At 65.8% G+C, this 12,635-nt stretch carries 12 protein-coding genes; 8 read left to right on the top strand and 4 right to left on the bottom strand.

Annotated features, from left to right (window positions below; genetic code table 11):
- Window positions 1–269 precede the first annotated feature (269 nt).
- The 4 genes from IEJ03_RS12310 (at window position 270) to IEJ03_RS12325 (ending at window position 3,603) form a co-directional block, all read left to right on the top strand.
- Complete coding sequence (locus IEJ03_RS12310; protein ID WP_192035140.1) at window positions 270–1,040, top strand: ATP-binding cassette domain-containing protein; 771 nt, start codon at window positions 270–272, stop codon at window positions 1,038–1,040.
- A gap of 139 nt (window positions 1,041–1,179) precedes the next feature.
- On the top strand, window positions 1,180–1,956 hold the full coding sequence (locus IEJ03_RS12315; RefSeq protein ID WP_192035141.1) for a transporter substrate-binding domain-containing protein: 777 nt from the start codon (window positions 1,180–1,182) through the stop codon (window positions 1,954–1,956).
- Between the two features lie 87 nt (window positions 1,957–2,043).
- Window positions 2,044–2,763: an ABC transporter permease gene (locus IEJ03_RS12320; protein ID WP_192035142.1), complete on the top strand. Its 720-nt coding sequence runs from the start codon at window positions 2,044–2,046 to the stop codon at window positions 2,761–2,763.
- 69 nt (window positions 2,764–2,832) lie between these two features.
- Complete coding sequence (locus IEJ03_RS12325) at window positions 2,833–3,603, top strand: ABC transporter permease (RefSeq protein WP_242457960.1); 771 nt, start codon at window positions 2,833–2,835, stop codon at window positions 3,601–3,603.
- Window positions 3,604–3,792: 189 nt separating this feature from the next.
- Here the strand turns inward: IEJ03_RS12325 and IEJ03_RS12330 are convergent, their stop codons facing one another.
- Both IEJ03_RS12330 and IEJ03_RS12335 read right to left on the bottom strand, forming a co-directional pair.
- A complete protein-coding gene (locus tag IEJ03_RS12330) occupies window positions 3,793–4,539 on the bottom strand; it encodes a class II aldolase/adducin family protein (protein ID WP_277950327.1) in 747 nt (248 codons plus the stop codon).
- Between the two features lie 62 nt (window positions 4,540–4,601).
- The gene (locus IEJ03_RS12335) at window positions 4,602–5,558 is read right to left on the bottom strand and encodes an NAD(P)-dependent oxidoreductase (protein ID WP_192035144.1); all 957 of its coding nucleotides are present in this window, start codon (window positions 5,556–5,558) and stop codon (window positions 4,602–4,604) included.
- Between the two features lie 682 nt (window positions 5,559–6,240).
- Between IEJ03_RS12335 and IEJ03_RS12340 the strand changes: the two genes are divergently transcribed.
- Window positions 6,241–7,938, top strand: a complete 1,698-nt coding sequence (locus IEJ03_RS12340) for a sodium:solute symporter family protein (RefSeq protein WP_192035145.1) — start codon at window positions 6,241–6,243, stop codon at window positions 7,936–7,938.
- Between the two features lie 77 nt (window positions 7,939–8,015).
- Window positions 8,016–8,144: a putative transporter small subunit gene (locus IEJ03_RS15935; RefSeq protein WP_220086238.1), complete on the top strand. Its 129-nt coding sequence runs from the start codon at window positions 8,016–8,018 to the stop codon at window positions 8,142–8,144.
- Between the two features lie 110 nt (window positions 8,145–8,254).
- Here IEJ03_RS15935 and IEJ03_RS12345 read toward each other — a convergent pair whose 3' ends face one another.
- The gene (locus IEJ03_RS12345; protein WP_192035146.1) at window positions 8,255–8,836 is read right to left on the bottom strand and encodes an XRE family transcriptional regulator; all 582 of its coding nucleotides are present in this window, start codon (window positions 8,834–8,836) and stop codon (window positions 8,255–8,257) included.
- Window positions 8,837–8,933: 97 nt separating this feature from the next.
- Between IEJ03_RS12345 and rhtA the strand changes: the two genes are divergently transcribed.
- Entirely contained in the window at window positions 8,934–9,812 is an 879-nt protein-coding gene (rhtA, locus tag IEJ03_RS12350; protein ID WP_192035147.1) for a threonine/homoserine exporter RhtA, read from the top strand.
- A 92-nt stretch (window positions 9,813–9,904) separates the two neighbouring features.
- Here the strand turns inward: rhtA and IEJ03_RS12355 are convergent, their stop codons facing one another.
- On the bottom strand, window positions 9,905–11,194 hold the full coding sequence (locus IEJ03_RS12355; protein ID WP_347400982.1) for an AGE family epimerase/isomerase: 1,290 nt from the start codon (window positions 11,192–11,194) through the stop codon (window positions 9,905–9,907).
- A gap of 204 nt (window positions 11,195–11,398) precedes the next feature.
- Between IEJ03_RS12355 and IEJ03_RS12360 the strand changes: the two genes are divergently transcribed.
- Complete coding sequence (locus tag IEJ03_RS12360) at window positions 11,399–12,532, top strand: glycerate kinase (protein ID WP_192035148.1); 1,134 nt, start codon at window positions 11,399–11,401, stop codon at window positions 12,530–12,532.
- Window positions 12,533–12,635: the final 103 nt, after the last annotated feature.

Below are 12,635 nucleotides of genomic sequence, written 5' to 3' on the forward strand. Positions count from 1 at the left end.
GCCACTGCGAACAGACCACCTCTCATGGATATCGCCTCATGAGTTAAGAACCTGAAAAGTCTTGTGATTTCGATACAAAACCTGCCCCTGAGGCCGCCGAATCAACAGCATCAAATTAGCCTTTCGCTGAATATTGACGCTTTGAATCTCGCCGGACTTGGCTTACAGTTATACTGTCGTATAACAAGGAACTAATTGCAAGCGCCTGCTAGATGACGACGTTTCCCCTCCAGGAGGCAGATGGGCGCCCCCCAGAGACGAGATAATCAATGGCAAACGAACCTGCAATAGAGATCAGCGACCTACGCAAGCGATTCGGCTCCCTCGAGGTCCTGAAGGGCATTTCCCTGACCGCCAGCCAGGGCGATGTCGTCGCCATCATTGGCGGCTCGGGCTCGGGTAAATCGACGCTGCTCAGGTGCATCAACCTGCTGGAACGCCCGACCTCTGGCGAGGTGGCGATTCAGGGCGAAACCTATCACATGCGTACCGCCCGCCATGGCGATCAGGAAATCGTCGACCGCCGCCAGGTCCAGCGCATCCGCGCCCACCTCGGCATGGTCTTTCAGAACTTCAACCTCTGGCCGCACCGCACGGTGCTGGAAAACGTCATCGAGGTGCCCATTCATGTACTAGGCATGAAGCGCGACGAGGCCGTTCACCGCGCCGAGCTGCTGCTCGATCGAGTCGGGCTTGGCAGCAAGAAGTCGATGTATCCGGGTTTCATGTCCGGCGGTCAGCAGCAACGCGCTGCCATTGCCCGGGTGCTGGCCGTCGACCCGCTGGCCATGCTGTTCGATGAACCTACCTCGGCGCTCGACCCGGAGCTGGTCGGCGAGGTGCTGTCCGTGATCCGTGATCTGGCCGCCGAGCAGCGCACCATGATGCTGGTGACCCACGAGATGGCCTTCGCGCGTGACGTGGCCACCCACGTGGTGTTCCTCCGAGAAGGCGTCATCGAAGAACAGGGCCCTCCCGGCCAGATCTTTGGCAATCCCCAGTCGCCGCACTTGAAACAGTTCATCAGCTCGGTGGCCTGACCGCCTACGTGGCTTCATCAACACGGCTTATCAGCGACAGCTTTATCAACGACGGCTTCATCGACGGCACGCTTAACCACCCTTAACGGCAGGGTTAACCAGTCTGCCAAGAACGCCTAAAACAAGAGAGGTAATCCCCATGTTCAAGACACTCACCACCACCGCCAGCCTGATCGGCCTCAGCGTCTTCGCAGCCCCGGCCCTGGCCGACACCTACAAGATAGGCCTGTCCGCCGAGCCCTACCCCCCCTTCTACTCGCCGGACGCCGCCGGTGACTGGTCGGGCTGGGAAATCGACTTCATCGATGAGCTCTGTGGTCGCCTGGACGCCGAGTGCGAGCTTGCGCCGGTCGCGTGGGAGGGCATCATCCCGGCTCTGAAAACCGGAAAGATCGACATGATCATCGGCTCGATGTCGATCACCCCGGAGCGCGCCGAGCAGATCGCCTTCTCCGACAAGTATTACGCCAGCCCCACCGGCATCGTGGCGCTCAAATCAAGCGACGTGGAGCCCACCGCCGAGGGCGTCGACGGCGCCTATCTGGGCATTCAGTCGGGCACCAACCAGGAGCAGTATGCGCGCAAGCATTTCGCCGATACTGCCAACCTCAAGGTCTATCAAACCCTCAACGAAGAGCTCCAGGACCTGGTCGCCGGCCGTCTGGACGCGGTGGTCGCCGATACTCTGGCCGTGCAGACCTTCCTCGACTCCGAGACCGGCCAGTCGTGCTGTGAATACCGCGGTTCCGTGGCAAGCGACGCTGAGCTGATGAGCGAAGGCATCGGAGTGGGGCTGCGTCAGGGCGATACCGCGCTCAAGGAGCGCGTCAACGCGGCCATCGACGCGATGCGCGCCGACGGCAGCTATGAGGATATCACCGCGCCCTACTTCGACTTCGACATCTACGGCGGCTGATGCCTGCCCACAAAGGCCGCCCCCGGGCGGCCTTTGCATTTCCGCCTTTCCTAGGACATCCGCCAATCACAAGGACAACCGCCACCCATGACGACTGTCTTCGATTTTAGCCTGCTGGCCTATGAGGCCCCCGGTTGGGGCAAGGTGCTACTGGTCGGGTTCCTGCGCTCGATCGAGCTGGCGGCAGGTGGCTATCTGCTGGGCATCCTGATCGGCATCGTCGGCGCTACCGGCAAGCTGTACGGCAACAAGGTCGTCCGCGACCTGCTCGAAATCTACACCATGGTGATCCGCGCCGTGCCCGAACTGGTGCTGATGCTGCTGTTCTACTACGTCGGCACCGACCTTTTGAGCCGCGCCTCGACCGCCATGGGCTTCGGCAATGTCGATATCGATGGCCTGACCGCCGGGATCCTGGTCATCGGGCTGGTGCAGGGCGGCTATGCGACCGAGGTCATCCGCGGCGCCATCCAGGCCATTCCCCGCGGTCAGATCGAGGCGGCTCACGCCTTCGGCATGTCGCCCTCCAAGGTGCTGCGCCGCGTCACTCTGCCGGCCATGACGCCGCATGCCCTGCCCGGCATGGCCAACCTGTGGATGATCGCCACCAAGGACACCGCCCTGCTGGCCGTGATCGGCTTCAGCGAGCTGACCCTGGTCACCCGCCAGGCCGCCGGCGCCACCCAGTCCTACATCATGTTCTTCCTGGCCGCAGGCGTGCTGTACCTGGCGCTGACGCTGATGTCGAACCTTGCCCTGCGCCGCTTCGAGCGCCACGCACGGCGTGGTCTTGTCTCCGCACGCTGACTTCAAGGAATGCCTGTGTCTGAATCCCACCCTCTCGCCTTGCTCGTTCGCCCCTCGCGAACGGGCACGTTGGCCAAGCTGTCGGGGCTGCTCGAGCCCCATCGCCTCATCCTGCTGGCCCTGTTCGTCGCCGGCATTGCGGCCGCGATCCTGCTGATGGACTGGAGCTGGCTGCCCCGCTACCTGCCCAAGCTCTGGGAAGGCCTGCAGATGACCCTGATCATGCTGGTGTCCAGCGTGGTCGTGGGCTTCCTGTTCGCCCTGCCGCTAGGGCTTGCACAGGTCAGCGGCGTCTGGCCGCTGCGCTGGCTGGCTACCGGCTTCTGCACCGTGATTCGCGGCACCCCGCTGCTCTTGCAGCTGTGGCTGTTCTATTTCGGCCTCGGTGCGCTGTTCGGCCAGTTCCCGGAGATCCGTGACTCCTGGGCCTGGGACTACCTGCGACAGGCCTGGCCCTATGGCTTCATCGCCCTGACCGTGTCGTTCGCCGCCTATCAGGGCGAGATCATGCGCGGCGCCTTTGCCGGCGTGCCCCATGGCGAGCTGGAAGCCGCCGAGGCCTTCGGCATGTCCCGGCTCAAGGTCTTCACCCGCGTCTGGTTCCCGCGTGCCCTGCACCGCGCCCTGCCGACGCTGACCGGCGAGATCATCCTGCAGCTGAAGTCCACGCCGCTGGTCGCCACCATCACGGTGATGGATCTCTATGCGGTGATTACTCAAGTGCGCCAGACCACCTACCTGACCTACGAACCGCTGCTGTTCCTGGTCGCCGTCTATCTGTGCCTGAGCGGCATCCTGATCGTCGGCCTGCGCTGGTTCGAGAACCGCGTGCCGCACTGACGGCCGCCTGCCCGGCCTTGCCGACAAGGCCGGGGTTCACTGGCAGCAAGAGACGATGCACCACAAAAAAAGGGGGCGGCCCATTGGCCGCCCCCTTTTCTCGTCCTGCTGGCGTCTCGCCAGACGCCCGGTCTCTCTGTCGACCTGTCTCTCTGTTAATGAGTCTCTCGGTCCCCCTGTCTATGCCGCTCAGTCCCGATAGCTCGGATCCAGCGCCTCGAGGGTGCGCAGGTGCGCGGCCCACTCGAGCTCGAGATCGCCATCCTCATGGATGGTCTGGTCGTACTGCCGGGCCACATGGCGGGCGGTCTCCTCGGGCACCAGCCGCAGGGGCTGGCCGGTGGACTGCGCCGCCACCTGCAGCTCACAGGCGCGCTCGAGATAGAACATGTTGTTGAACATCTCGGCGGCCGAGGCCCCGGTGGTCAGCAGGCCGTGGTTGCGCAGCACCAGTGCCGGATTGTCGCCAAGGCTTGCCACCAGACGTTCGCGCTCGGCCAGGTCCAGGGCGATGCCTTCGTAGTCATGGTAGGAGACCCGCTCGTGGAACTGCAGCGCGATCTGGTTGAGTCGTGTCTCGAGGCCCTGTTCCATCGACGATACCGCTATCCCGGCGCGGGAATGGGTGTGCATCACCCAGGCCGCCGCATGGCTGGCACCGTGGATCGCCGAATGGATGGTGAAGCCAGCAGGGTTCACGGGCTCAGGGCTTGAGCAGACCTTGTTGCCATCCACATCGATCTTGACCAGCGAGGAGGCCGTGATTTCCTCCCAGCGCCAGCCATAAGGGTTGATCAGGAAATGCCCTTCCTCGCCCGGCACCCGAGCGGTGATGTGGGTGTAGATCAGATCCGTCATCTTGTAGTGAGCCGCCAGGCGATAGCAGGCCGCCAGGTCGATTCTGGCCTGGCGTTCGGCATCACTCATCTGCAGCAACTGGTTCTCCTCATGGCGCATTGGGCGTCCTCTGGAATCGGTCGATGTGGGGGTGGTCGGGGTCAGTAGCCGCGGCGCCGGTCTACGCCCATTGCCAGCGGCTCACCATCACGCAAGGCACGAGCAGTCTCGATCACCTGCCCCGCGACGACGTCGGGCAGGGAGTCGCTGGCAATATGTGGCGTGATCCGCAGCGCCGGCTCCGCCCAGAAGGGATGGTCGGCCGGCAGGGGTTCTTCACGGAACACATCCAGCGTGGCGCCGCCTAGAGTGCCATCGCGAAGTGCCGCTGTCAGGTCTGCCTCGACCAGGTGCTCCCCGCGACCGATCTGCACCAGCCAGGCGCCCTTGGCAAGCTTCGCGAACAGGGCCCGGTTCAGCACGTTTTCCGTGGCCGCGGTCAGCGGCAGCACATTGATCAGATAATCGGCGCCATCCGCCGCCTCCATCACGGCGCGCTCGCCCGTCAGGTAGGTCACGCCCTCAACCGGCGCCTCCGGCGTGCTGCGACAGGCCACGCGCACGGAAAAACCGAGCGCCGCCACGGCCTGCACCACGGCGCGCCCCATGGTGCCATGGCCGAGCACCGCGACCGTCGCAGAGGCCGGCGCGCGCATGGGCAGCGGCTCCCAATGCGCCTTGGCGGCATTACGCTCCAGGGTGGCAAACTCACGTTCCTGATGGAGCACTTCATGCGCCGCAAAGCCTGCCATCAGGTCGGCCTGATGCGGGTCGCGTACCCGGGCGATCTGTACCTCCTCGCTCAGGCCGGGATGCGCCAGCAGGGCATCGACACCGGCGCCGATCGACATCGCAAGCGTCAGGTTGGGATAGGCCTCGAAGGCCTTCTCGTTAGGCAGCCAGCAGATCGCAAAACGCACGTCTTCAGGGTTGTCGATTTCGTACGGGTGGCGCAGAACGACGTCACCGGCCGCGCTGCACAGAGCATCGCCATAGATGGCATCCAGGTCGAGGGAATCACTCAGATAGACGCCCAGGATCGGGTTCGCGCGAGTCATGTTGTTTCCTTCGGGTCATAGTCGAGATAAGCCGTGGCCGCGACGCAGCCTGTTGTTACCCAAATGTATAATAAAACGCGTGTTGGCGCCATGGGGCAGCCCGACAAACACTGCCTGCGCACCGCGTGAGAGGCCATCAAGGAGTTCCGATCGCCAGCCCTTATCAGCATGATCCAACACGTTCCCAGACGCTCCCGACCATTCACCTCATGCTGGCAGCTGATTGGACATGGTCAGTCCAATTCATTAAGGTATGCCCCTTCATCGGGTCGTCGCCCTCGCGTGGCTACCCGGTCGGGCCACCGGGCCCATCGCATCAATCTCGCTTCATCGGTGACGCACTCGGCCGCCGCCTCCTGGACCGCCGAGGTCAACGAACAAGAGGGAAACCATGTCGACCACCGGATTTTCTCAAGGGCACTGTATGCCACGTCGCCCGCCACCGTCCTGCCTGCCGGGAAGCGCCTGATCGGCGACTCCTGATCGGCTCCCTCTGGGCCGACCCCCCCGGGGCATCATGCGCCTGCGTCATCTCGCTGACGCCGCATCGCCGCCGCCCCTTCGCGATCCTGAAACGATCCAACAACGCAGCCTCTGCGGGCCGCCGTTCGTCTCTGCTTTGCGCAGAAGGCAGGACGACCGGCTGACGAGTGCCTGCGTTCCCATCAACCGAGGAATTCTCTTGAACAGCCTGTCTCTCCACCAGTTCTCGACCAGCACCGTGCTGCTGCTGATGTTCGCCTTCTATGGCGGCACCTACCTCCTGACGCTCGGCATCCGCAAGAAGAAGGAAGACGCCGACGCCTTCATGGTCTCCAACCACCGGGTCGGCTTCGGCATCGGCGCGGCCAGCATGACCGCCACCTGGATCTGGGCCGCCTCCTTCTATGCCGCGGCCACCTCCGGCTACACCTACGGCGTCTCCGGCCCCATCCACTATGGCCTGTGGGGCGCGCTGATGATCCTGTTCATCTACCCGTTCGGGCGGCGCTTTCGCAAGCTGGCCCCCAACGCCCATACCCTCGGCGAGCTGATCCACGCCCGCCATGGCTCCTCGAGCCAGCTGATCCTGGCCTTCTCCAACGTGCTGGGCAGCATCATCAGCCTGATGGTGAACTTCACCGCCGCCGGGGCCCTGGTCTCGGTGCTCTCGCCGCTTTCCTTCCAGGCCGGGGTGATCATCGCCGGTATCGGCGTGCTGGTGTATACCCTGTGGTCCGGCTTCCGCGCCTCGGTGCTGACCGACTTCGCCCAGCTGGTGGCGCTGATGGCCATCGCGGTGGTGATCATTCCCGCCGTTTTCTTTGCCATGGGCGGGCCCAGCGAGCTGGTGGCTGGCCTCGACAACCTGACGCCTGAGCAGGCCGACTTCTTTTCCGTCGATGCGATTCTCAATCAGGGCGCGCCCTTCTTCGTCGCCGTGCTGGCCTACGCCATCGGCAACCAGACCATTTCCCAGCGCCTGTTCGCGGTCAACGAAGAGCACATCAAGCCGACCTTCATCACCGCCACGGTGGGCTACGGCGCCATCGTCATCGGCCTGGGCATGATCGGCCTGATGGCCCTGACGCTTGGCATCCAGCCGCTCGACGGCGACATGAACAACCTGATTCCGCAGATGGTCTCCGGCTACCTGCCGCCGGTCTTCATCGCGCTGTTCTTCGTGCTGGTGATCGGCTCGCTGTCCTCCACCGCCGATTCCGACCTCTCGGCGCTGTCCGCGATCATGATGGCCGACGTCTACGGCAAGAACATCGCACGCGGCAAGGCCGATCCCAAGCGCATGCTGCTGGTCGGTCGCCTGACCATGATCATCGCCACCGCGGTGGGCATCGTCTTCGCCAGCTTCTCGCTGGATATCCTGGTGATGCTGGTCTTCGTCGGCGCGCTCTGGGGGGCGATCGTCTTCCCGGTGATCGCCAGCTGCTTCTGGAACCGCGTCACCAACGCCGCCTTCACTACCTCGGTGCTGGTGGCCATGGTCACCTTCTGCATCGCACGCTTCGAGCTGCTGCCCATGAGCGGGCTGACCGCCCTGGCCTTCGAGGGCCTGGCCAGCATCGGGGGCGGCATCATCATCGCCCTGATGGTGTTCGGCTTCCTGGGCCGCGCCGCCGGGCTGATCGCCGGGGTGCTGGCCATACTGGCCATGCTGGTGTTCGCCACCGACTTCCTGCGTGACTACACCGTGCTGCTGGCCTCGCTGACCGCCTACGGCACCAGCACCCTGGTGTGCGTGGTGATGAGCCTGATGAGCAGCCAGCGCTTCGACTTCGACACCATCGCCCAGCGCGTGGGCGACTATGACGACGCCGCGAGCGCAGCCGGTGCCGATACCGAAAAGACCGCCGGGGATCGCCTGGCGAGCGCCTCACGCTGAGTCGGTCAGCTGATCAACCGCTTATCCCATCATCAGGGGGGCTGGCCCGCCGGCCCCCCACCAACAGGAGTCTTTCGATGACCGCACTGTTTGCCTTCTACGTGCTGATCTGGCCCGCCCTGACCCTCGGCGTGCTGGTGCTGATCTGCCGCGCCGTGCTGCGCGACCGTCGCGATGCCCGCCGGGAATCCCGCGAGCTGGTGTGATGCCAGTATGATGCTTGAGGGCGTGATGCTGCCGGCATCACGCCCACGAGCCGCCGCGCCCGCGGCGGCTCCCTTCCCTCCAGCGCCGTCGGCACCCCTCCTGCCTGCCGTCAGTGCAACACGTTGCGAATGAAGCCCACCGGTACCTCACCCTCGTTGCAGTAGGCGTAGGCCTGATCGCTGGGGTAGACGTGAAACTCTCCCTCCGCGAGGGTCAGCACCTGCTCACCGATGCGCAGCGTCAGGGTGCCCTCGACCACCACGATCATCTCGTGCCAGCCAGCCGGGTCGGCCTCGGAGTCGTAGCGCTCGCCGGGCGCCAGCTGCCAGCGCCACAGTTCCACCTCGCGGGCGGCCTTGCTGGCCAGCAGTCGACCATGGCTCTGCGGCGAGTGCCCGGCCCAGGCGATCTCGTCGATATGGGCGGAATCCTCGGTCTCCGGTGGCTGCACCAGCACGTGGAAGATCACCCCCAGCGCCTCGGCCAGCCGGTCAAGGGTCGCCAGGCTGACATTGACGTCGCCGCGCTCGACGCTCACCAGCATGCGTCGACTCACCCCCGCCGCCTCGGCCAGCGCCTGCTGGCTGAGGCCGGCCGCCTGGCGCAGACGACGGACATTGGCCGCCACATGCACCAGCACGTCCGGACGCGAATTTTCTTCGCCCGCCCCATTGTGCAATATACTGCTCATCACTACACTTCCCGGCACTGATCCATGAATGGTGGCACCCGCGGGCGCCCGATACCGATCGCTGATATCCGATACCTGAATGAAGAGGGAGCGTAGCATGAGTGCATCTATGCAGGCCCGGCTGTGGCCGGTGGCGATCCTGATCGTGGCCATGACCTCGATCCAGAGCGGTGCCTCGCTTGCCACTTCGCTGTTTCCGGCGATCGGCCCCACCGGCACCACCGCCCTGCGCCTGCTGATCGCCTCCCTCATCCTGCTGGCCGTGCTGCGCCCCTGGCGGCGGCCGGTGGGAGCCAAGGGCTGGCGTACCATCGCCGTGTACGGCGCGGCTCTGGGGCTGATGAACCTGCTCTTCTATCAGGCGCTGGATCGCATTCCGCTGGGGATCGCCGTGGCACTGGAGTTCACCGGCCCGCTGGCGGTGGCCATGCTCAATTCCCGGCGCTGGCTGGATTTGTGCTGGGTGGCGTTGGCCATCGGCGGGCTGATTCTGCTGCTGCTGCTCGGCGGCGAGAGTGGCTGGGACGTGGACCCGGTGGGTGCCGCCTATGCCCTGGGCGCCGGGGTCTGCTGGGCGCTGTATATCCTCTTCGGCCAGAAGGCCGGCGCCGACCACGGCACCCAGACCGCCGCGCTGGGCATCACCATCGCCGCACTGATCTTCTTCCCGATCGGGCTCGCCGAGGTGGGCACGGCACTGTTCACCCCGGCGCTGTTGCCACTGGCATTGGGCGTGGCGGTGCTATCCACCGCCCTGCCCTATACCCTCGAGATGATCGCCCTGCCGAAGCTTCCGACCCACACCTTCGGCACCCTGATGAGCCTCGAGCCCGCCGTCGCCGCACTGTCCGGACTCTTCTTCCTCGGCCAGGCACTGAGCCTGACCCAGTGGCTGGCGATCGGCCTCGTCATCACCGCCTCCATCGGCACCACCCTCTGCGGACAGAAGCCAGCCCCGGCCGTGGCCGCCGGCTGAGCGGTGGCTGAGGCTGAGCGCTGGCTGAGCGGTGGCGGAGAAAGCAAAGTGCTGCCGATGAGGCATCGCAGATGGCCTGGGTGCGCTTCTGGCTAACCGGCCGGCGCCAGGTCGCGACATCTCAGCACCTCATAGCAGGCACCCATGGTGTGGTAGTCACACTTGCCGCCCGGCGGGCTCTTGCGATCGTCATAGCGCCGATTGTCGGCATCGAGGAGGCGGAACCAGCCGCCATGGCGATGATCGACCAGGTGCTCCCAGGCATAGGCCCAGAGCCGCTCGTACCACTGCCAGTAGGCGGCGTCGCCGGTGCGCTCGGCCAGCAGGGCGGCGGCGGCCAGGGACTCGGCCTGCACCCAGAAGTACTTGTCGTCGTCGCAGATTCGGCCATCCGGCGCGAAGCCGTAGTAGAGGCCCCCGCGCGCCTCGTCCCAGGCCGTGTCGAGGGCCGTGTCGAATAGCCGGCGGGCGGTCGGCAGCAGCCAGTCGTCGTCGCGATAGCGCTCGAGCATCAGCAGCAGCTTCGCCCACTCGGTGAGATGGCCGGGCTGGAAGCCCCAGGGGCGATAGAGGTGGCGCGGATCGTCCCGATTGTAGTCCCAGTCGACCCGCCAGGCCGCATCGTAATGCTCCCAGATCAGGCCATCGGCCATGGCGGCCTGCCGCACGCAGATGTTGTAGGCCAGCGTCATGGCCCGCTCCAGGTAGCGCTCGTCCCGGGTGGCCTCGAAGGCCGCGATCATGGCCTCGCAGCTGTGCATGTTGGCGTTCTGGCCCCGATACGGTGACACCTCGCGCCAGTCGGCGCTGATCTCGTCCCGATAGAGCCCGTCCTCCGGGGACCAGAAGTGCGTCTCCATCAGGGCATAGGCCTCGTCCAGCCAGTCGGCGGCCTCCTCGATGCCGGCCTTGAGGGCGGTGGCATAGGCCAGCACGACGAAGGCCAGCCCGTAGCAATGGTTGGTGTCATCGACCACCCGATCTCCCTCGAGAATCCAGCGATAGCCGCCGGTCTCGGCGTCTCGATGCTGCTCGCGCAGGAAGCGCAGGCCATGGCGGGTGGCCTCGAGATACTCGGGGTTCCCGAACTCGATGCTGGCCATCGCATAGTTGAAGACCATGCGGGTGCTGCTGACCAGATGACGGGTCTGCGTATCGTAAATGCCGCCATCATCGCGAAAGGCCTGGAAGTAACCGCCGCCTTCATGATCGATGGCTCGGGGATGATAGAACGCCAAGAGCTCCCGGGCATGGGTCTTCAGGAAGTCTCGGTCGCGAAACCCCCGCGAGGCGGGGGCGGTGTATGGATCGATGTTGCGGACATGGGTCTCTCTTGTTCGGGTGAGGGTCGGCGCGGGGCCGGAAGGGAGCGCTCGCGGCACTCACGTATTAAGATCAACGAATACGTTACCCCGGATACCGGCAGGAATGCAGCCAGACGCCCATCACCGAAACCTGAGTCGAAGCCGACCCTGATCACGCGATCCTGCCTTGGATAGTGCGGTATCAACGGCCAAGAGTTGCCGGCGAGCAGGGAGCACAGGCGTCATGACCCAGAACCCTTCCGAACAAGAGACCACCACAAGATGAAGATTCTGATTGCGCCGGACAGCTACAAGGATGCCCTCTCCGCCCAGGAAGCCGCCCGTGCCATCGCCGACGGCATTCGACGCGCCGACCCCGAGGCCGAGACGCTGCTGTGCCCGATGGGCGATGGGGGCGAAGGCACCCTCGATGCGCTGCTGGCCGCGACCGGCGCCGAGCGTCGCCTCGTCGAGGTGCAGGATGCCCTGGGCCGGCCCCGCCGGGCCGCCTGGGGCTGGCAGGCGGATACTCGCCAGGCCTTCGTCGAGCTAGCCGAAGCCAGCGGCCTGCAGCATCTCGCCGCCGAAGAACGCGATGCCCTGCACAGCACCACCCACGGGCTCGGCGAGCTGATGCGCGCGGCGCTGGATGCCGGCGCCGAGCGCCTGCTGCTGACCCTCGGCGGTAGCGCCACCAACGATGGCGGCGCCGGCATGCTCAGCGCGCTGGGGGCCCGCTTCCTGGATGACGGCGGCCGGGAGCTGCCGCCGGGAGGCGCGGCGCTGGCCGAGCTCGCGCAAATCGACCTCTCGGGGCTCGACCCTCGCCTGTCGCGCCTCAAGGTGGAGGCCGCGGTGGACGTCGATAACCCGCTGCTCGGCGCCAAGGGCGCCAGCGCCGTGTTCGGGCCCCAGAAGGGCGCCAGCCCCGCCGAGGTCGAGCGCCTGGATGCGGCCCTTGGCCGCCTCGCCGCGGTGGCCGCCGACTGCCTGAGCCACGATCATCGTGACCGGCCGGGCGCCGGTGCCGCCGGGGGCATGGGCTTCGCCGCCAGCGCCTTCCTCGAGGCCGAGCTGCGCCCCGGCATCGAGCTGGTGATGGATGCCGTCGGCTTCGATGCCCTGCTTGAGCGGGCCGACTGGGTGATCACCGGCGAGGGCCAGCTCGACGGCCAGAGCCTGTCGGGCAAGACCCCCGTGGGCATCGCCCGCCGTGCCCGCGCCAAGGGCGTGCCGACCCTCGCCCTGGCCGGTCGGCTGGGCGACGGCTGGCAGGCCGCCCATGATGAGGGCATCGTCGCCGCCTTCGCCCTGGCCGATGGCCCCATGGCCCTCGACGAAGCCCTGGCCCGCACCCCGGAACTGCTGGCCGACCGCGCCGAGAGCCTGATGCGCCTCGTCGCCGCCGCAGGCTGACTCAAGGCGCGCTGAGGCGATCTCTCGCCAAGCGAGCCAGGCTCACCCTGCACCTCTCCTGCACCTCGCCCGGCAATCCCCCGTGACCGCGTAAGCCCGTGAC

The organism is Halomonas sp. YLGW01, from assembly GCF_014840935.1.
GTDB lineage: Bacteria > Pseudomonadota > Gammaproteobacteria > Pseudomonadales > Halomonadaceae > Onishia.

Excerpts from the sequence above, each read along its gene's own strand:
- IEJ03_RS12310 (WP_192035140.1), top strand. The coding sequence starts at position 270 with ATGGCAAACGAACCTGCAATAGAGATCAGCGACCTACGCAAGCGATTC.
- IEJ03_RS12320 (WP_192035142.1), top strand. The coding sequence starts at position 2,044 with ATGACGACTGTCTTCGATTTTAGCCTGCTGGCCTATGAGGCCCCCGGT.
- IEJ03_RS12345 (WP_192035146.1), bottom strand. The coding sequence starts at position 8,836 with ATGAGCAGTATATTGCACAATGGGGCGGGCGAAGAAAATTCGCGTCCG.
- IEJ03_RS15935 (WP_220086238.1), top strand. The coding sequence starts at position 8,016 with ATGACCGCACTGTTTGCCTTCTACGTGCTGATCTGGCCCGCCCTGACC.
- IEJ03_RS12315 (WP_192035141.1), top strand. The coding sequence starts at position 1,180 with ATGTTCAAGACACTCACCACCACCGCCAGCCTGATCGGCCTCAGCGTC.
- IEJ03_RS12335 (WP_192035144.1), bottom strand. The coding sequence starts at position 5,558 with ATGACTCGCGCGAACCCGATCCTGGGCGTCTATCTGAGTGATTCCCTC.
- rhtA (WP_192035147.1), top strand. The coding sequence starts at position 8,934 with ATGAGTGCATCTATGCAGGCCCGGCTGTGGCCGGTGGCGATCCTGATC.
- IEJ03_RS12360 (WP_192035148.1), top strand. The coding sequence starts at position 11,399 with ATGAAGATTCTGATTGCGCCGGACAGCTACAAGGATGCCCTCTCCGCC.